The organism is Paraliobacillus ryukyuensis (assembly GCF_003315295.1).
Classification (GTDB): domain Bacteria; phylum Bacillota; class Bacilli; order Bacillales; family Amphibacillaceae; genus Paraliobacillus; species Paraliobacillus ryukyuensis.
Genome location: NZ_QNRI01000001.1, coordinates 453,516 through 473,637, shown reverse-complemented (window position 1 = coordinate 473,637; position 20,122 = coordinate 453,516). Strand labels below are relative to the sequence as shown.

The 20,122-nt window shown below is 36.7% G+C and carries 18 protein-coding genes; all 18 read left to right on the top strand.

Translation table 11 applies throughout. The features are described 5' to 3' along the window. The first annotated feature begins 85 nt into the window (after positions 1-85). The 18 genes from DES48_RS02520 to dapG all read left to right on the top strand — a co-directional run bounded on the left by DES48_RS02520 (position 86) and on the right by dapG (position 20,111). Positions 86-4,378: a PolC-type DNA polymerase III gene (locus DES48_RS02520; protein WP_113866567.1), complete on the top strand. Its 4,293-nt coding sequence runs from the start codon at positions 86-88 to the stop codon at positions 4,376-4,378. 320 nt (positions 4,379-4,698) lie between these two features. Next, on the top strand, positions 4,699-5,172 hold the full coding sequence (gene rimP, locus DES48_RS02515; RefSeq protein WP_113866565.1) for a ribosome maturation factor RimP: 474 nt from the start codon (positions 4,699-4,701) through the stop codon (positions 5,170-5,172). A 12-nt stretch (positions 5,173-5,184) separates the two neighbouring features. Further along, complete coding sequence (gene nusA, locus DES48_RS02510; RefSeq protein WP_079709484.1) at positions 5,185-6,303, top strand: transcription termination factor NusA; 1,119 nt, start codon at positions 5,185-5,187, stop codon at positions 6,301-6,303. 14 nt (positions 6,304-6,317) lie between these two features. Further along, on the top strand, positions 6,318-6,599 hold the full coding sequence (gene rnpM / locus DES48_RS02505; RefSeq protein ID WP_113866563.1) for an RNase P modulator RnpM: 282 nt from the start codon (positions 6,318-6,320) through the stop codon (positions 6,597-6,599). Beyond that, positions 6,592-6,897 (top strand): YlxQ family RNA-binding protein, encoded by a 306-nt coding sequence (locus DES48_RS02500; RefSeq protein ID WP_079709486.1) that lies wholly within the window; start codon positions 6,592-6,594, stop codon positions 6,895-6,897. The genes rnpM and DES48_RS02500 overlap by 8 nt, the downstream gene beginning before the upstream one ends. Positions 6,898-6,917: 20 nt before the next feature. Next, positions 6,918-9,002, top strand: coding sequence for a translation initiation factor IF-2 (gene infB, locus DES48_RS02495; protein ID WP_079709487.1), 2,085 nt, complete (start codon positions 6,918-6,920; stop codon positions 9,000-9,002). Beyond that, positions 8,999-9,277, top strand: a complete 279-nt coding sequence (locus DES48_RS02490; RefSeq protein WP_079709488.1) for a DUF503 domain-containing protein — start codon at positions 8,999-9,001, stop codon at positions 9,275-9,277. The genes infB and DES48_RS02490 overlap by 4 nt, the downstream gene beginning before the upstream one ends. Positions 9,278-9,305: 28 nt before the next feature. Then, complete coding sequence (rbfA, locus tag DES48_RS02485; RefSeq protein ID WP_079709489.1) at positions 9,306-9,656, top strand: 30S ribosome-binding factor RbfA; 351 nt, start codon at positions 9,306-9,308, stop codon at positions 9,654-9,656. An 83-nt stretch (positions 9,657-9,739) separates the two neighbouring features. Beyond that, complete coding sequence (truB, locus tag DES48_RS02480) at positions 9,740-10,639, top strand: tRNA pseudouridine(55) synthase TruB (protein WP_113866561.1); 900 nt, start codon at positions 9,740-9,742, stop codon at positions 10,637-10,639. 25 nt (positions 10,640-10,664) lie between these two features. Then, positions 10,665-11,609, top strand: coding sequence for a bifunctional riboflavin kinase/FAD synthetase (locus DES48_RS02475; RefSeq protein WP_113866559.1), 945 nt, complete (start codon positions 10,665-10,667; stop codon positions 11,607-11,609). 126 nt (positions 11,610-11,735) lie between these two features. Further along, entirely contained in the window at positions 11,736-12,005 is a 270-nt protein-coding gene (gene rpsO / locus DES48_RS02470) for a 30S ribosomal protein S15 (protein WP_079709492.1), read from the top strand. 330 nt (positions 12,006-12,335) lie between these two features. Next, positions 12,336-14,444: a polyribonucleotide nucleotidyltransferase gene (gene pnp, locus DES48_RS02465; RefSeq protein WP_113866557.1), complete on the top strand. Its 2,109-nt coding sequence runs from the start codon at positions 12,336-12,338 to the stop codon at positions 14,442-14,444. A gap of 70 nt (positions 14,445-14,514) precedes the next feature. Then, on the top strand, positions 14,515-15,726 hold the full coding sequence (locus DES48_RS02460) for a M16 family metallopeptidase (protein ID WP_113866555.1): 1,212 nt from the start codon (positions 14,515-14,517) through the stop codon (positions 15,724-15,726). A 58-nt stretch (positions 15,727-15,784) separates the two neighbouring features. After that, the gene (locus DES48_RS02455) at positions 15,785-16,030 is read left to right on the top strand and encodes a YlmC/YmxH family sporulation protein (protein ID WP_079709495.1); all 246 of its coding nucleotides are present in this window, start codon (positions 15,785-15,787) and stop codon (positions 16,028-16,030) included. Between the two features lie 199 nt (positions 16,031-16,229). Next, on the top strand, positions 16,230-17,114 hold the full coding sequence (dpaA, locus tag DES48_RS02450) for a dipicolinic acid synthetase subunit A (RefSeq protein WP_113866553.1): 885 nt from the start codon (positions 16,230-16,232) through the stop codon (positions 17,112-17,114). Positions 17,115-17,131: 17 nt separating this feature from the next. Then, positions 17,132-17,716: a dipicolinate synthase subunit B gene (locus tag DES48_RS02445; protein ID WP_113866551.1), complete on the top strand. Its 585-nt coding sequence runs from the start codon at positions 17,132-17,134 to the stop codon at positions 17,714-17,716. Positions 17,717-17,822: 106 nt separating this feature from the next. Continuing rightward, positions 17,823-18,869 (top strand): aspartate-semialdehyde dehydrogenase, encoded by a 1,047-nt coding sequence (gene asd, locus DES48_RS02440; protein WP_113866549.1) that lies wholly within the window; start codon positions 17,823-17,825, stop codon positions 18,867-18,869. A 15-nt stretch (positions 18,870-18,884) separates the two neighbouring features. After that, a complete protein-coding gene (dapG, locus tag DES48_RS02435; protein ID WP_113866547.1) occupies positions 18,885-20,111 on the top strand; it encodes an aspartate kinase in 1,227 nt (408 codons plus the stop codon). Positions 20,112-20,122: the final 11 nt, after the last annotated feature.

Sequence of the window (20,122 nt, the reverse complement as noted above, 5' to 3'; positions counted from 1 at the left end):
TTTAACGCTGACATGGGTGTTTATTGTTCATACACGAAAGTAACTAATTGTTCAGATTTCTGCATGACACATAGGGGGAGAGTAAATGACGATATCCAATAACGAAAAAATGGATCTTTTACTAAAACAAATTAATTTGTCTGAATCTGATAAGGAAGCATATTTCCGTGATAGTAAACTAACTAAGTTAGAAGTATATAAGAAAGAAAAGAAATGGCACTTTCATATTCAAGTACAGAAAGTGTTACCTGCAACTATTTATCAACTGTTTTCCTTGAAATTGAAAGAAACATTTGCTCATATTGCGGACACGCAACTATCACTTTATGCAGATGATTCCACAATGGAAGAAGAAGAAGTATGTAATTATTGGAAAAAATTTATTGCATCAATAAAACAGATTTCACCAGGTTACAAGGATTTGCTTCACGCTCAAACGCCTAAAATTGAAGGTAACAAGCTGATACTTACCGCAAGAAATGAAGCAGAGGCAAGTTCTTTGAAAAAAAATCTAGAACCAGCTTTTAAATCATTTTGTCAACAGATTGGTGCTGCTGTTTATACGATACAAACAGAAGTGAAGACGGAATTTGAAGATATTCAAAAATTCAGGGAGCAAACAGCTTCAGAAGACCAGCAAATGGTTCAAAAAGCCGTTAAAGAGAAAGAAGAAAGAGCGAAAAAAGAAGAAAAAACACAATCGAATGGACCACTTGTACTAGGTTATCCAATTAATGATGACCCCGTTGTTATGAAGGAAATTGTCGAAGAGGAACGACGCATAACGATGCAAGGCTATGTATTTGATGCAGAAATTCGTGAATTACGTTCTGGACGTCATCTATTAATATTGAAGGTTACTGATTATACTGATTCCTTCACATTAAAAATGTTCTCTAAAGGCGATCAAGATGCTGAGAAATTCAAACAAGTAAATAAAGGTATATGGATTAAGGCAAGAGGAACAGTACAAACTGATACCTTTAGTAATGAATTAACTATGATGATAAGTGACTTAAATGAAGTCAAAGCCAAGGTACGTGAAGATCATGCACCTGAAGGAGAAAAACGTGTTGAGTTACACGCCCACACAACGATGAGTCAGATGGATGCAGTTGTTTCTGCATCAAAATTAATTGAACAGGCTGCTAAATGGGGGCATCCAGCAATTGCCATTACCGATCATGCGGTAGCTCAATCCTACCCAGAAGCCTATGCAGCTGGACAGAAACATGGTATCGATATTATTTATGGGGTAGAAGCAAATATTGTCGATGATGGTGTGCCTATTGCTTATAATGAGCAGGATATTGATTTAGCAAGTGCAACATATGTTGTATTTGACGTGGAAACAACTGGTTTATCTGCTGTTTATGACACAATTATTGAATTAGCTGCAGTAAAGGTGAAAGACGGCGATATCATTGATCGTTTTGAATCCTTTGCTAATCCACACCATCCATTATCAGAAACAACTACTGATTTAACTGGCATCACTGATGACATGGTTAAAGATGCTCCAGAGGTAGATCAAGTACTGTCTGATTTTCATACATGGATGGGTTCGGATATTCTTGTTGCTCATAATGCTAGTTTTGATATGGGCTTTTTAAATCAAGGTTTAGAAAAAGCCGGTATCGCTCAATCGACTAATCCTGTAATTGATACGTTAGAATTGGCTCGTTTCTTATTACCTAATTTAAAGAATCATCGATTAAATACGTTATGTAAAAAATTCGATATTGAGCTAACACAGCATCACCGTGCGATTTATGATGCTGAAGCGACAGGTTATTTACTTTGGAAACTAGTCAAAGAAGCAAGAGAAGAGGAAATAGAAAACCACAATCAATTTAATCTTCATATGGGAGAAGGGAATGCATATCAACGTGCACGCCCATTTCATGCGACATTACTAGCTCAAAACGAAGTTGGATTAAAAAATATTTATAAACTTGTTTCGTTAGCACATATCGATTACTTTTATCGAGTTCCACGAATTCCACGTTCAAAGTTACGAGCTTATCGGGAAGGAATTTTAGTAGGTTCTGGTTGTGATAAAGGGGAAGTATTTGAGACAATGATGCAAAAGTCTCAAGCGGAAGCAGAGAAGGTTGCAGCTTTCTATGATTACATTGAGGTACAACCTCCAGCCAATTATTATCCGCTGATTGAACGTGAATTAGTGCAAAATGAAGCTCAACTTTATGATATTATCCGTAATATAGTACAATTAGCGGATAAATTAAATAAACCATGTGTGGCAACAGGAAATGTTCACTATTTAGAAGAACAAGACAAGATGTATCGAAAAATCCTTATTTCTTCGCAGAGTGCAAATCCATTAAGTCGTCAAACATTACCAGATGTACCGTTTCGAACTACTGATCAAATGCTTGCGTGCTTCGCTTTTCTTGGTGAAGAAAAAGCAAAAGAAATTGTTGTTTCTAATACACAAGCACTAGCTAATCGTATGGATTCGGTTAAACCAGTTAAAGAGGATTTATATACGCCTAATATTGATGGGGCAGAAGAAGAAATACGAGAAATGAGCTATAATTTTGCTAGAAGTATTTACGGCGATGATTTACCAGATATTGTGACCAATCGTATGGAAAAAGAATTAAAAAGTATTATTGGGCACGGATTTGCGGTTATTTATTTGATCTCACATAAGTTAGTGAAAAAATCGTTAAATGATGGCTATCTCGTTGGATCTCGTGGTTCTGTTGGTTCTTCATTAATTGCTACATTAACTGAAATTACGGAAGTCAACCCACTTCCACCTCATTACGTTTGTCCAGACTGTAAACATCATGAATTTTTTACGGATGGTTCTGTTGGTAGCGGTTTTGATTTGGACGATAAAGATTGTCCTACATGTGGAACTGCTTATCGGAAAGATGGACAAGATATTCCGTTTGAAACATTCTTAGGTTTTAAAGGGGATAAAGTCCCCGATATCGATTTGAATTTTTCTGGTGAATATCAACCACAAGCCCACAATTATACCAAAGTGTTATTTGGTGAAGATAAAGTTTACCGTGCAGGTACAATTGGTACAGTGGCAGAGAAAACAGCATATGGTTACGTAAAAGGTTATGCAAATGATCGTGACATGCAAATTAAAAATGTTGAAGTTGACCGTTTAGTGCAAGGATGTACAGGTGTAAAACGAACAACCGGACAGCACCCAGGTGGGATCATTGTTGTACCAGATGATAAAGAAATCTATGATTTCACCCCGATTCAATACCCAGCGGACGATCGAAATTCAGAATGGCGTACAACGCATTTTGATTTCCATTCGATCCATGACAATTTGTTGAAATTAGATATTCTTGGACACGATGATCCGACCGTCATTCGTATGCTACAAGATTTAAGCGGTATTGATCCAAAAACAATTCCGACCGACGATGAAGACGTAATGAAGATTTTCTCGGGTCCAGAGATTTTGGGGGTTACGCCAGATCAAATTATGTGTAAAACGGGAACGCTAGGCGTACCAGAATTCGGTACACGTTTTGTTCGACAAATGCTTGAAGATACAAAACCAAAGACTTTTGCAGAATTAGTTATTATTTCTGGCTTATCACACGGTACCGATGTATGGCTTGGCAATGCGCAAGAACTAATCAACCAAGGAATATGTGAGTTACCAGATGTAATAGGGTGCCGTGATGATATTATGGTTTATCTCATGCATAAAGGGTTGGAAGCTTCGTTAGCATTTAAGATCATGGAATTTGTTCGTAAAGGAAAAGGATTACAGGATGAATGGATTGTAGAAATGAAAAAACATGATGTACCTGATTGGTACATTGATTCTTGTAAGAAAATTAAATATATGTTCCCGAAAGCGCACGCCGCTGCTTATGTTTTAATGGCAGTTAGAATTGCTTATTTTAAAGTACATCATCCAATATTATTTTATGCTGCATACTTTTCTGTTCGAGCAAGCGACTTTGACTTAGACACAATGACGAAAGGGTCACATGTAATAAAAAAACGTATAGAAGAGATTCTAAACAAAGGTAATGACGCATCCCCGAAAGAAAAAAGTTTACTCACGGTGCTAGAATTAGCATTAGAAATGAATGAACGAGGTTATTCTTTCCAAAAAGTTGATTTATACCGTTCAAGTGCGACCGATTTTTTAGTTGACGGAAATTCACTAATTCCTCCTTTCAATGCTGTTGATGGTTTAGGAACAAATGCGGCCTTAAATATTGTCAAAGCGAGAGAAGAAGGAGAATTTTTATCTAAAGAAGATTTACGAGAAAGAAGTAGAATCTCCAAAACGGTATTAGAATATTTAGAAAACCATGGTTGCTTAGATGGAATGGAAGAAAAAAACCAGCTATCTTTATTCTAATTCCTTACCAGAAGCGTATTTGCATATTCTAAGAAGATATGATATAGTAATTTATGGTACGAGATGATACGTTGATGGAAAGAGTGGGGCAACCCACTCTTTTCTGCACATCACGATATTTTTATATGTGTGTGTACTCATCTAACGAATGATGACAGGTTACGATTCTAGTAAGAACGCAGTCTCCCTTGCCGATCCTAATGGCAAGGGTTTTATAATTCTATCATGCGATTAATGAAAAAATGAGAACAGCGTACACTTAAGATATAAGTGTAACTAGAGAAAGAAAAAGAAGTATTGATATAAAGGAGGGTAAAACCTTGGGTAAAAAAGTAACAGAGCAAACAGCTGAAATCGTTCAACCAATTTTAGATGAAATGAAGCTTGAACTAGTAGATATTGAATTTGAAAAAGAAGGAAAAAATTGGTTCCTCCGTGTGTTTATTGATAAACCAGGAGGAGTAGATATTGAAGAATGTGGTCAAGTATCTGAACAATTAAGTGAAAAGTTAGATCAAGACGATCCAGTCACGGTGCCATATTACTTAGAAGTATCGTCACCAGGAGCTGAGCGTCCATTAAAAAAACCACAAGATTTTCACGATCACATAGGGAATACGATCTTTGTATCATTGTATGAACCAATGGAAGGCACAAAGACGTTTGAAGGTAAACTGATTCGATTTAATGGAGAAACAGTTGCTATGGAAATTATGATTAAAACCCGTAAGAAGGAAATTGAAATCCCATATCAAAAAATTGCTAAAGCTCGATTAGCAGTCACATTTAATTAAGGGGGAAGAGCAGTGAGTAGTGAGCTTTTTGATGCCATTCAGTATTTAGAAAAAGAAAAAGGAATTAATAAAGATGTTTTAATGGAAGCATTAGAAGCAGCTTTAATATCTGCATATAAGAAAAATTTTAAATCTGCGACCAATGTTCGAGTAGATATAAATGAAGAAACAGGCAGTATGCATGTATTTTCTCGTAAAGAGATTGTGGAAGAAGTATTAGATCCACAGCAAGAAATCAGTCTTGCAGAAGCACAAGCAATTAATCCTAATTATACAATTGGTGACGTTATTGAATTAGAGGTAACACCACGTGATTTTGGCCGTATCGCAGCACAAGCCGCAAAACAAGTGGTGACGCAACGTGTTCGTGAAGCGGAACGAGGTGTTATCTTTAATGAATACATGGATCGTGAAGAAGATGTGATGAATGGAATTATCCAACGAGTAGATCCTCGGTTCGTATACGTTCATTTAGGTAAAGTAGAAGCTAAGCTACCTGAAGGTGAAAAAATGCCAACTGAATCGTACCATGTGCATGATCGCATTAAAGTATTTGTAACGAAAGTTGAAAATACTAACAAAGGACCACAAATATATGTTTCTCGTTCGCATCCAGGTTTATTGAAACGTTTATTTGAAATGGAAGTACCTGAGATTTATGATGGTACTGTTGAGATTCGTTCTGTCGCTCGAGAAGCAGGCGATCGATCCAAAATTTCAGTTCATGCCCCTGATCCAGAAATTGATCCGGTTGGTTCCTGTGTTGGTCAACGTGGTCAACGGGTGCAAACCATTGTCAATGAGTTAAAAGGGGAAAAGATTGACATTGTTGAATGGTCAGAGGATCCAGTTGTATATGTTTCTAATGCACTCAGCCCTTCAAAAGTAATTGAAGTGTTAGTCGATGAAGAAGATAAAGCAACAACTGTAATTGTTCCAGATAACCAATTGTCATTAGCTATTGGTAAAAGAGGACAAAATGCTCGCTTAGCTGCCAAATTAACTGGTTGGAAAATTGATATTAAAAGCGAATCAGAAGCAAGAAAAGATGGCTTAATCACAGACGAAAATAGTGGAGATGTTGAACAAACTGAACCATTATTTGATACTAGTGAAGATTTATTTGATTAAGGGGGGATAAGTCTATGCCAAAGAAAAATAAAAAGATACCTCTTAGAAAATGTGTGATAACGCAAGAAATGAAGCCAAAGCAATCATTAATACGTATTGTACGTACGAAAGAAGGGGAAATTTTTGTTGACCCTTCTGGTAAAAAGAACGGGCGAGGCACATATATTTCAAAAGATTTAACTGTGCTTCAACAAGCGAAAAAGTCCAATGCATTAGACCGACAATTACAAACAAAGATAGATGATTCTATCTATGAACAACTAGAACAAGTTATAGAAGGTAAAAACATTGAATAAAAATTCAACTTATTTGAACTTATTAGGTTTAGCATATCGTGCAAAGAAAATTACCGTAGGCGAGGAATCGATTATACGTGATATTCAAAAAGGGAAAGCGAAATTAGTGTTACTTGCAAGCGACATTGGGCCACAAACAAAGAAAAAATTGACTGATAAATGTCAATATTATCGTGTCCCATTTCGAACGGTAGATGATCGAACTACTATATCGCATGCAATCGGAAAAAATGGAAGAGTAGCCATTGCAATTACCGATGATGGTTTTGCTACTAAATTGAACACTTTGCTCGATTAAATAAATTCGGGGGTGAATGTATGAGTAAAATACGCATATATGAATACGCAAAAGAAAAGAATATTGCTAGTAAAGAAGTTATCAATAAACTACAAGAGTTAAACATAGAAGTATCCAACCACATGTCCACCATAACAGATGAGACAATAGCAAAATTAGATGAAATCTATAATACGAATAATGCTGGTACAGAAGCAAAACAAGAGGATACAAAACCACAGAATAATCAAGACACGAAATCAAAAAAACAATCGAATAGAAACAAAAAGAATAAAAATAAAAAACAACAACAAAACCCAGCAAATCATTCAAATAAACCAAAAAAATCAAATGATTCTAAAAACCAAGAACCAGCTAAAATTACGTATGCTGATTCCTTAACGGTTGGTGAATTAGCTGAGAAATTAGGTAAAGATGCTAGTGAGCTAATTAAGAAATTAATGGGGCTAGGTGTAATGGCTACGAAGAATCAAGAGTTAGAAGTAGATGCGATTGAATTAATTGGTGAAGAATATGGTGTTGCTGTTGAAAAAGAAGTAGAAGTGGATCAAGCAGACCTCACACATTATATCGAAAAAGAAGATAATGAAGAAGATTTAATTGAACGTCCTGCTGTGGTAACAATCATGGGACACGTTGACCACGGAAAAACAACCTTACTTGATTCAATTAGGCATACGAAGGTAACTGAAGGGGAAGCCGGCGGGATCACACAGCACATTGGTGCATATCAAATAGAAAACAATAATAAAAAAATTACGTTTCTTGATACACCAGGTCACGCAGCCTTTACAAGTATGCGTTCTAGAGGTGCTCAAGTAACTGATATTGCTATTCTTGTGGTTGCGGCGGATGATGGTGTTATGCCACAAACAGTCGAAGCAATTAATCACGCGAAAGCAGCTGAGGTTCCTATTATTGTTGCAGTTAATAAAATGGATAAAGAGGGCGCTAACCCTGACCGTGTTATGCAAGAATTAACAGAACATGAGTTAATTCCTGAAGACTGGGGCGGTAGCACAATTTTTGTTAACCTTTCAGCTATCAAAGGGGAAGGTATTGACGATTTGATTGAGATGATTCAACTTGTTGCAGAAGTTGAAGAACTAAAAGCGAATCCAGAGCGTCGTGCTGTGGGTACGGTAATTGAGGCAGAATTGGATAAAGGAAGAGGTTCTGTTGCAACATTATTAGTTCAAAACGGTACACTGCATGTTACTGACCCAATTGTAGTTGGTAATACATTTGGTAGAGTTCGTGCAATGGTCAATGATTTAGGACGACGTGTGAAAACTGCTGGTCCATCTACACCAGTCGAAATCACAGGTTTAAATGAAGTACCACAAGCGGGTGATCGCTTTGTTGTATTTGAGGATGAGAAAAAAGCACGTCAAATTGGAGAAGCACGCCAACAACGCCAAATTGAAGCGCGCCGTGGCGATCAAGCAAAAGTAAGCTTAGATGATCTATTTGAACAGATTAAACAAGGTGATATTAAGGATATTAATTTAATCCTTAAAGCAGATGTGCAAGGATCAGCTGAAGCATTGGCATCTTCATTAGAAAAAATAGATGTAGAAGGTGTGAAAGTAAATATCATTCATACTGGCGTAGGTGCCATAACTGAATCAGATATTATCTTGGCTTCTGCATCTAATGCGATTGTTATTGGCTTTAATGTTCGCCCAGATGTTAATGCTAAAAAAGCTGCTGAATCTGAAAATGTGGACGTTCGTCTTCATCGAATTATTTATAAAGTAATTGAAGAAATTGAATCAGCAATGAAAGGGATGCTTGATCCCGAATACGAAGAAAAAGTTATCGGTCAAGCAGAGGTTCGTGAAATCTTCAAAGTATCTAAAATTGGTACAATTGCAGGAAGCTATGTAACGGATGGTAAGATCACAAGAAATGCTGGTGTTCGTGTAATCCGTGACGGTGTTGTGTTATTTGAAGGTGAAATAGATACCTTAAAACGTTTCAAAGATGATGTAAAAGAAGTAGCACAAAATTACGAATGTGGTATAACTGTAGAAAATTATAACGATATTAAAGAAGGCGATGTTATTGAAGCCTTTGTTATGGAAGAAATTGCACGCACATGATTCTCTATGCTGAAGTAACGTGTATAATCTATGACGCTCAATCTTTAAAAGATAAGCGATCTGTTATCAAACGAATAATTCATCGTATTCAAAATGATTACAATGTCGCTATTAGTGAAATTGATTATCAAGATCTTTGGCAAAAAACGATGTTTGGCATCGTTAGTATTGCAAACGAAAAAGTTAAAGTAGAACGTGTGGTTGATCAATGTTTAAATCTAATAGATACTTTTCCAGAAATTGAGCGAACCACAACAGAAAAGCAGTGGCTCTAATTGTTTTTTAATTGAAGAGGTGATTTAGATGAGTCATATGAGAGCAAATCGCGTCGCTGAACAAATGAAAAAAGAGTTAGGCGATATTATTAGTCGAAAAATTAAAGATCCCAGAGTAGGTTTTGTCACGATTACAGATGTGGAAGTGACGGGTGACTTGCAACAAGCAAAAGTGTTTATCTCTGTACTAGGAGAGGATAAACAAAAGCAAGAAACTTTAGTGGGATTAGCTAAGGCAAAAGGGTTTATTCGTTCTGAAATAGGAAGTAGAATTCGATTGCGAAAAACGCCAGAGTTGTTTTTTGAATTTGATGAAGCAATTGAAAAAGGAAATCGAATTGAGCATATTTTACGTGATTTAAACGAGACAGATCAATAATATTTACTTCACAAAACCCTTGTTCTATAATAGTACAAGGGTTTTGTTTATGATAATTATTGCTCAATAATGGAGGATGTAGAATGAATGGTATAATACCATTATGGAAAGAAAAAGGTTGGACTTCTCATGATTGCGTGATGAAGTTAAGACGTATCTGTCAGACGAAAAAAGTAGGACATACAGGTACATTAGACCCTGAAGTTGAAGGGGTCTTACCGATTTGTATCGGAAAAGCGACAAAAATTGTCCCTTTCTTAACAGATACAAAAAAAACGTATTTTGCTGAAGTGACATTAGGTTATGCTACCGAAACAGAAGATGCTACCGGTCAAACAATGGACAAAAAACCGATTTCAGAGCAGATTGCCTCAGAAAAAATATCAGAAACATTACAGACATTTGTCGGAGAGATTACACAAGTCGTTCCACTCTATTCGGCAGTTAGAGTGAATGGGAGAAAGTTGTATGAATATGCGCGTTTAGGTATTCCGGTTGAACGACCTCAGCGTAACGTTATGATTGATGCCATTCAATTAGATACCTCCTCTATTGTAAAAAAAGATGGTCTATTTCGCTTTTCTTTTCAAGTTACTTGTTCTAAAGGGACCTATATCCGTACACTTTGCGTCGATATAGGAAAAAAGCTTGGTTATCCAGCTCATATGTCATCGTTAATTCGAACACAAACAGGTGGTTTTTCTGAAAAGGAAAGTTTTACAATTGATGAAGTTAAAGAAAAACAAGAACAAGGAAAAATAGCAGAAGTTCTTTTGCCTATTTCAAGTGGAGTTGCACACATGCATACCATAGAAGTTGATAAAGAAACTGCTATTAAAGTAACCCATGGACAGAAGCTACCTAAACCAGTAGCAATCACTACTGATGATGCATTTTGTATTAGTCATCACGGAAACGTATTAGCAATCTATAGTCAGCACCCCGAAAATAACAATGAGATTAAACCGGTGCGTGTACTTTAGTGATAAAAGAAAGTAGGTGCAAACGTTGCAAGTCATCTCGCTAACATATGACGAAAATATTGAATTACTTAATCCAGAAGAAACAGTTGCAGCAATTGGTTTTTTTGATGGTATTCATAAAGGGCATCAAAAAGTAATCAAAAAAGCACAATCCCTTGCTGAACAACAAAATAGAAAGAGCGCAGTTATTACATTTTCGCCACACCCGTCCGTTGTATTGAATAATAAAAAGGCCGTACATTATTTAACACCCTTACCAGAAAAGAAAGCTATACTGGAAGAGATGGGCATCGATATACTATATATTATTAAGTTTGATAAACAATTATCTCAAGTTTTACCAGAGGATTTCATTCAACATTTTATGATAAAACTCCAAATTAAGCATCTAGTAACGGGTTTTGATTTTACATATGGACATAAAGGCAAAGGAAATGTACATACGTTGCCGGAGCATGCAAAAGGTAATTTTAATCTTACTGTTATAGAAAAACTAGAAGATGAAGGTGAAAAGGTTAGCTCAACGCGTATCCGCCAATTATTGCAGGAAGGAAATGTACAAAAAATTTCAGAACTAATGGAGCGACCTTTTGTCACTTCAGGTGTTGTGATTGCTGGGGAACAACGTGGGACATCACTCGGTTATCCAACTGCTAATATTGAACCAGAAGCGACTTATGCACTTCCAAAAGTAGGCGTTTACGGTGTGAAAGTACACGTCCAAGGGCAATATTTTTATGGTATGGCTAACGTAGGCTATAAGCCGACATTTCATGAATTAGCGCAACACAATCAACCAATTTTAGAAGTGCATTTATTTGATTTTAATCAATCCATTTATGGCAAGCAGCTGAAGATAGAATGGCACGTTTTTATTCGTGATGAACAAAAGTTTGCCGAAGTAGAAGATTTGGTCAAGCAATTAGCGCAAGATGAAGCAGCTGTTCGACATTTCTTTTCAACAATTTAGCTATAATACTTGCATTTTTGCTCAAAAAGTTGTAATCTAATTAACGGAAACCGTCCACTTGGCAATGCGAATCTCCGCCGATTGCTAGGGGATTGGGGTTTACAATGAAAATAGGAGGTGAACAGGATGGCAATTACGCAAGAACGTAAAAATGAAATCATCAATGAATTCAAAACACATGATAACGATACTGGATCTCCAGAGGTTCAAATCGCTGTCCTAACAGAAGAAATCACGAAATTGAATGAGCATCTTCGTGAACACAAAAAAGATCACCATTCACGTCGTGGTTTGTTAAAGATGGTTGGTAAACGTCGTAATCTTTTAACTTACTTACGTAATAAAGATATCACACGTTACCGTGAAGTCATTAGAAAACTTGGATTACGTAGATAATTTACAAAAAAAGCGGGATTAATCCCGCTTTTTCTGTATGTTTAGAATTAAATTTTTGGTAAAATATATGAGTGAAACATTCATTTGTTCATATATTAATGATTGCTCATAGCTTATAGTACATAGAAGAAGGCTCTATCATTACATCATCCTTTCGCTCGATTCTGATCAAACAGTTGAAAAGCTAACTTTCAACTGTTTGATCAGGATGGAGCAAGGTAATTACGTATAGATGCAAAAGGATAACGTTTAACAGACTGTGATAGTACAAGCCCTTTTATTATTAGCTATAAGTTATGAAATGCTAAGTAAAGAGAGGGATAGACAAATATGACAGAGAAGCAAGTATTTTCAACAGAGATCTCTGGTAAACCATTCTCCGTAGAGGTTGGGGAGCTAGCAAAACAAGCAAACGGTGCTTGTATGATCCAATATGGTGATACATCTGTATTAGCTACAGCTACTGGATCAAAAGAACCAAAAGATTTGCCATTCTTTCCACTAACGGTTAATTATGAGGAAAGGTTGTATGCAGTCGGTAAAATTCCAGGTGGTTTCGTTAAACGGGAAGGTAGACCAAGTGAAAAAGCTGTATTAACATCACGTCTAATTGACAGACCCATTCGCCCACTATTTCCAGATGGTTACCGTAACGATGTACAAGTAATCAGTATGGTACTAAGTGTAGATCAAGATGCACCTTCAGAAATTGCAGCTATGATTGGCTCTTCCATCGCATTAGGAATTTCAGATATTCCATTTGAGGGACCTATTGCAGGGGTAGTTGTCGGACGCGTTGATGGTGAATTTGTGATTAATCCAACAACAGAACAACGTGAAAAAAGCGACATTGATCTTTCTGTAGCAGGAACGAAGGATGCTATTAACATGGTTGAAGCTGGAGCAGATGAAGTTCCAGAAGATATCATGCTTGAAGCAATTATGTTTGGACATGAAGAAATCAAACGTCTCGTTGCATTTCAAGAAGAAATTATTGCTGCTGTAGGGAAAGAAAAAATGGAAGTTAAACTTTTTTCTCTTGCTGAAGATATTCGTACAGCAGTAGAAGAGCAAGCACATGATAAATTAATCACTGCGATTCAAGTACAAGAAAAGCATGCACGAGAGGAAGCTATTTCACAAGTAAAAGAAGAAATTGTAGCTTCTTATGAGGACAACGAAGCAGATGAAGAAACCATTGGGCAAGTAAAAGCGGTTTTAGATAAAATGGTAAAAGCAGAAGTCCGTCGTTTGATTACGAAAGAGAAGATTCGTCCAGATGGAAGAAAAATAGATGAAATTCGACCACTATCTTCTCGTATCGGCGTATTACCACGGACACATGGATCAGGTCTATTTACACGGGGGCAAACGCAAGCGTTAAGTGTATGTACATTAGGAGCACTTGGTGATGTGCAAATTCTTGATGGATTAGATCTAGAAGAATCGAAACGTTTCATGCATCATTATAACTTCCCATCTTTCAGTGTGGGAGAGACAGGTCCAATTAGAGGACCAGGTCGTCGTGAAATTGGTCACGGAGCGCTTGGTGAACGTGCTTTAGAAAAAGTCATCCCATCTGAATCAGACTTCCCTTATACGATTCGACTTGTATCCGAAGTGTTGGAATCAAATGGATCAACTTCTCAAGCAAGTATCTGTGCCAGCACACTAGCAATGATGGACGCAGGTGTTCCGATTAAAGCACCTGTAGCAGGTATTGCAATGGGACTAGTGAAATCTGGAGAAGATTATACGATTTTAAGTGATATTCAAGGAATGGAAGACTTTTTAGGAGATATGGACTTTAAAGTTGCTGGTACGGATAAAGGTGTAACAGCACTTCAAATGGATATTAAAATTGAAGGTCTATCCCGTGAAATTTTAGAAGAAGCATTAACACAAGCTAAAAAAGGTCGTATGCACATCCTTAGACATATGCTTGAAACAATTAAAGAGCCAAAACAAGAATTATCTTCCTATGCTCCAAAAATTATGACAATGAGCATTAATCCAGATAAAATTAGAGATGTCATTGGGCCAAGTGGAAAACAGATTAACAAAATTATTGAAGAAACTGGCGTGAAAATTGATATTGAGCAGGATGGAAATGTCTTTATTTCCTCTACCGATGCTGAAATGAATCAAAAAGCCAAAAAAATTATTGAAGATCTCGTACGTGAGGTTGAAATAGGACAAATGTATCTTGGAACAGTGAAACGAATTGAGAAATTTGGTGCCTTTGTCGAAATCTTTAAAGGTAAAGAAGGTCTTGTTCACATTTCAGAGATGGCGACTGAACGAATCAACAAAGTAGAAGATGTTGTGTCTATTGGCGATCAAATCATGGTTAAAGTGAAAGAAATTGATCGTCAAGGTCGTGTTAATTTATCTCGCAAAGCGGTTCTACAAGAACAAGCAAATCAAGAAAATAACTAAAGTAAAAGAAACTGGTTTTCCAGTTTCTTTTCTTACATAATCAGCTTGCGCTTTAGGAAGGAGCAACATGATGTTACAAAAACATACAAGCGATAACGGATTACGATTAGTTATAGAATCAATCCCAACTGTACGATCTGTAACTATTGGGATATGGGTTCATGCAGGTTCAAGGGATGAAACAGAAGCAAATAATGGGATATCTCATTTTCTAGAACACATGTTTTTTAAAGGAACAAAAACACATAATGCAAAAGAGATTGCGGAAACATTTGACGCAATTGGCGCTCAAATCAATGCATTTACCTCTAAAGAATATACGTGTTATTACGTAAAAGTATTAGATACGCATAAAACCGAAGCAATGGCGTTATTGGCAGAAATGTTCTTTCACTCTACATTTGATCAAGAAGAAATGGAAAAAGAAAAAAATGTTATCTTAGAAGAAATCAGAATGGTAGAAGATACGCCAGATGACATTGTACATGACTTGCTAGCAGAAGCTTCTTTTGGTCAGCACGCATTAAGTTATCCTATCTTAGGAACAGAACAAACGTTACGTTCTTTTACTCGACAAGATTTATTCGATTATAAAGATCGTCATTATACACCAAATAATGTTGTGATTTCAGTTGCGGGAAATGTAGAAGCTGATTTTATGAAACAATTAGAACAAACGTTTGACCAATTTGGTAGTACCAATAATAAAAAAGTACTGCAAACGCCGGCATTTGAACCAATTGCGTTAACGAGACAAAAACAAACGGAACAAGCACATTTTTGTTTAGGTTATCAAGGGTTAGCGGTTGATGACCCAGATATTTATAGTTTGATTACCGTAAACAATATACTAGGTGGGAGTATGAGTTCACGTCTTTTTCAAGAAATACGTGAACAAAGAGGGTTAGCCTACTCGGTATTTTCTTATCATAGTTCATTCTTGGATGATGGTTTGTTAACCATTTATGCGGGAACAGGAAAGGAATACTTGGAGACCTTACAAACAACAATCCAAGATACCATAGCAACATTAATGAGTGATGGTTTAACCCAAAAAGAATTAACCAACAGCAAAGAACAAATGAAAGCAAACTTGCTCCTCGGATTAGAAAGCACAGATAGTCGAATGAGTCGAAATGGGAAAAATGAATTAATTTTAGGAAGGCAACGAAGTCTAGATGAATTGGTTACTGCTATTGATAATGTAACCATAGAATCAACAGCTAAGATTATTAAACAAGTTTTTGACGAACCGTATTCTAGTGCGTTAATTCGTCCATAAAAGGAATAGTTTTCTCTATTTATTCATAATGTAAGGATAGTTAGGGGAGATGTTACTAATGCGATATCGTGATTTAAGCAACAAGGAAATTGTTGATATTCAGACTGGTACAAGACTTGGCATTCTTGGTCAGACAGATATTGAGTTAGACGAAGCAACAGGAGAAATAATCGCTTTTATTATTCCGAATTATAGTTGGTTTGGTTTAAAAAAGGAAAATGTAACGCATCGGATTCAATGGTCCGATATCGAGAAGATTGGCGAAGATATGATTATGATACGCCAAACGCCACTTTCGAAATGAATAATGTACAAAGCTGTATAAAAGCGATATTTATCCTTTTATACAGTTTTTTTTTATACCTTAAAGAAAGTAAACGATAAGTGAAAGTTTATTTCGCCTTGTGTCTCGCTTTAGGCAGATCTCACTCACTTCATCCTATGATTTACATATAATAAGAGAAGATAACAGGACCTTATTTTAAGAAAGAAGAGGTGATAGCATGGATCAAACCATTCGAATGGCAATCATTGGTGGAGATGCTAGATACTTGGATATGATAAAAAAACTAAATGAAAATGATAACTTAAGTATGGAGTTAGTGGGCTTTGATCAATTAGATCAAGGATTTGCTGGAGTAAAAAAGACCAACTTCTCTGGTTTGGAAGTCGAAAAATTAGATGTTGTTGTTTTACCTATTCCTGGTATAAATGAAAATGGGATGATTGATACCGTATTTTCTAATGATCACATTCAATTTTCTGAAGACTGGTTCAAAAGATTACCAAACCATACAACCATATTTACCGGTATTACAACTCCTTATTTAGAAAAAATGATACAGAAAACAGCTATGCATTTAATTCCACTGATGAATAGAGATGATGTGGCAATATATAACTCAATTCCTACCGCAGAAGGAACGATTATGCTGGCAATTCAACATACGAATTTTACGATACATCAAGCGAACATTTGTGTATTAGGATTTGGGCGTGTTGGAATGAGTGTAGCTAGCAGATTTCATGCTTTGGGTGCAAAAGTTGCAGTAGGTGCGAGAAATCCTGCAGATATTGCACGTATAACTGAACTAGGAATACAGTCTTTTCACATGGATGACATTATTGCATATACTGGGCAGTGTGATATTCTTATCAATACAATTCCGGCTAAAGTAGTAACTGAACCAGCGCTTAAGGAGCTAAAATTAAATGCGCTAGTAATTGATTTGGCTTCAAAACCAGGTGGCATTGACTTTCTATATGCCAAAAAACGAGGAATAAAAGTGATCCATGCTTTAGGGCTTCCTGGTATAGTAGCACCAAAGACAGCAGGAGAAATACTAGGAAATATCATAAACCAACTTATTATCACAGACAAAAAGTAAAGAAAGGGAGAATTTTTGTGTTAAAAGGTAAAAAAATTGGTTTTGGTATAACAGGCTCACATTGTACTTACGCGGCAGTCATGCCGCAAATTGAACGATTAGTAACTGCAGGGGCAGAAATTGTGCCAGTAGTGTCTGAAACAGTGCAGACAACAGATACACGATTCGGTAAAGCAGTGGATATTGTGAATGAAATTAAACAAATAACAGGTAGAGAGCCAATCCGTACCATTGTTGAGGCAGAACCTTTAGGCCCTGTAGAACCGCTCGATTGTATGGTAATTGCACCATTAACTGGTAATTCGATGAGTAGACTGGCGAACGCAATTTCAGATTCCCCTGTGCTAATGGCAACGAAAGCAACCATTCGAAATGGAAATCCTGCTGTCCTTGCTGTATCTACAAATGACGCACTTGGGTTAAATGGTGTTAACTTAATGCGTTTAATGGCTACAAAGAACTTCTATTTTGTCCCATTCGGTCAAGATGATCCCATAAAAAAACCAAATTCCCTCGTTGCAGATATGACACTACTTCCAGACACGATTAAGGAAGCTTTGTCCTACAAACAATTGCAACCAGTACTAGTAAATTGTAATTAAAAATAGAATATGTGCTATCCTATTATCTTTCCACCCCTAATCTATGTTAAAATAACATCAATTACGTATTAAGTTTTTATTGTATGATTGGAGAGGGGTATTTTTTATGTCTGAAATTAAAGGTTATCATGTTGCTGTTGTGGGAGCGACAGGAGCAGTAGGTCAAAAAATGCTAGAAACGCTAGAGAAAAAGAAGTTCCCAATCGGTAAATTAACACTTTTATCATCAAAACGTTCAGCAGGAACCAACATAAAGTTTAATAATGAAACTTATACTGTCGAAGAGGCTACACCTGATAGTTTTGAAGGTGTGGAAATTGCGTTGTTCTCAGCAGGGGGTTCTGTATCAAAGGAACTTGCGCCTGAAGCTGTGAAACGCGGAGCAGTAGTAGTGGATAACACAAGTGCTTTTCGAATGCATGAAGATGTTCCACTTGTCGTACCTGAAGTGAATGAAGTAGATATTGAAGCCCATAAGGGAATTATTGCTAATCCAAATTGCTCAACTATCCAAATGGTTGCAGCATTAAAACCAATAAAGACGTTATACGGTTTAAATCGAGTGATTGTGTCTACCTATCAAGCTGTTTCGGGTGCAGGTAATCAAGCAACGGAAGAGTTAGCAGAACAATCACAAGCCTTCTTAAATGGAGAAGAATTACAACCCGAGTTACTACCAGTAAAAGGTGAAAAAAAACATTATCCAATTGCTTTTAATGCACTGCCACAAATTGATGTATTTCAAGACAATGGCTATACATTTGAAGAAATGAAAATGATAAACGAAACAAAGAAAATCTTACATGATAATGTCTTACCTGTAGCTGCAACATGTGTCAGGTTACCATTCTTTACTTCACACGCAGAAAGTGTTTATATCGAGGTTTATGAACAAGGAGTAACTGCATCTGATATCCAAAAAGCAATATCAGAAGCTCCAGGCATGGTTTTAGAAGACGACCCGACTAATCAAGTTTATCCAACACCACTTCATGCAGCTGGAAAGCCAGATGTTTTTGTGGGAAGAGTGCGAAAAGACCTCGATCAACCAAATGGTTTTCATTTATGGGTTGTATCTGATAATTTATTAAAAGGTGCAGCTTGGAATTCAGTGCAAATTGCTGAATCGTTAATAAAAAATAATTGGTTATAATATTGAGGTGGCAAGATGAATGTATTAGTTCAAAAATTTGGTGGAACATCTGTTAGAGACAAAGAGGTTCGCACAAATGCAATTAACCACATTAAACAATCAATTGAAGAAGGATATAAAGTGGTAGTTGTAATATCAGCAATGGGAAGAATGCCAGATCCATATGCGACTGATTCTCTACTAGAATTAGTTGATTTTCCTAGCACCGATCTATCCAAACGTGAACAAGATCTTTTGCTAGCATGTGGCGAAACAATTTCTTCTGTCGTTTTTTCCAATGAATTAAAGCAGAATGGTGTTTCAGCTATTGCCTTAACTGGAGCGCAAGCAGGATTTATTACTACAGAAGATTTTACTGCAGCAAGAATTAAAGAAATGCAAGTAGATCGTGTAACTCAAGAATTACAGACACACCAAGTAGTTGTTGTTGCTGGTTTTCAAGGTAAAACAGAAACAGGTGAAATAACTACACTTGGAAGAGGTGGAAGTGATACTTCCGCTGCTGCATTGGGAGCTGCACTTGATGCAGACTATATCGATATTTTCACTGATGTGGCTGGCATTATGACCGCAGACCCTAGAGTGGTTAAAAAGGCGAAAACACTAAAAGTAGTTACGTATAATGAAATTTGCAATCTGGCTTACCAGGGTGCCAAAGTTATCCATCCGAGAGCAGTAGAAATTGCCATGCAAGCGAAAATACCGATGCGTGTTCGTTCAACACTTTCGAATGAAATTGGCACCTTAGTGACGTCTTCGTTAGAACCTAAAAAGGGGAATGATATTGCTGATCGTTTAATAACAGGAATTGCTCATATCTCCGGTATTACACAAATAAAAGTCGATTCAACAGAAAATACAGATCAATTGCATTCGAATGTCTTTAAAGCAATGGCGGAATCTGGCATTTCAGTGGACTTTATTAACATTTCACCTACAGGCGTTATCTATACCGTTCCAGAAATATTTGCTTCAAGAGCAAAAACGCTATTAATTGAACTAGGATATCAGCCTGAAATGATCCATAATTGTGCAAAAATATCGCTAGTCGGGGCTGGAATGACAGGTGTACCAGGTGTTACAGCTAAAATCGTACAAACGTTAACCAATGCTGAAATACAAATTCTTCAGTCTGCTGATAGTCACACCACGATTTGGGTTCTTGTTCATCACGATGATCTTGTCCCGGCTATTAATGCCTTGCATGACACTTTCGCACTAGATCGTACAGTTACAAAATAGCTGGGAACAGT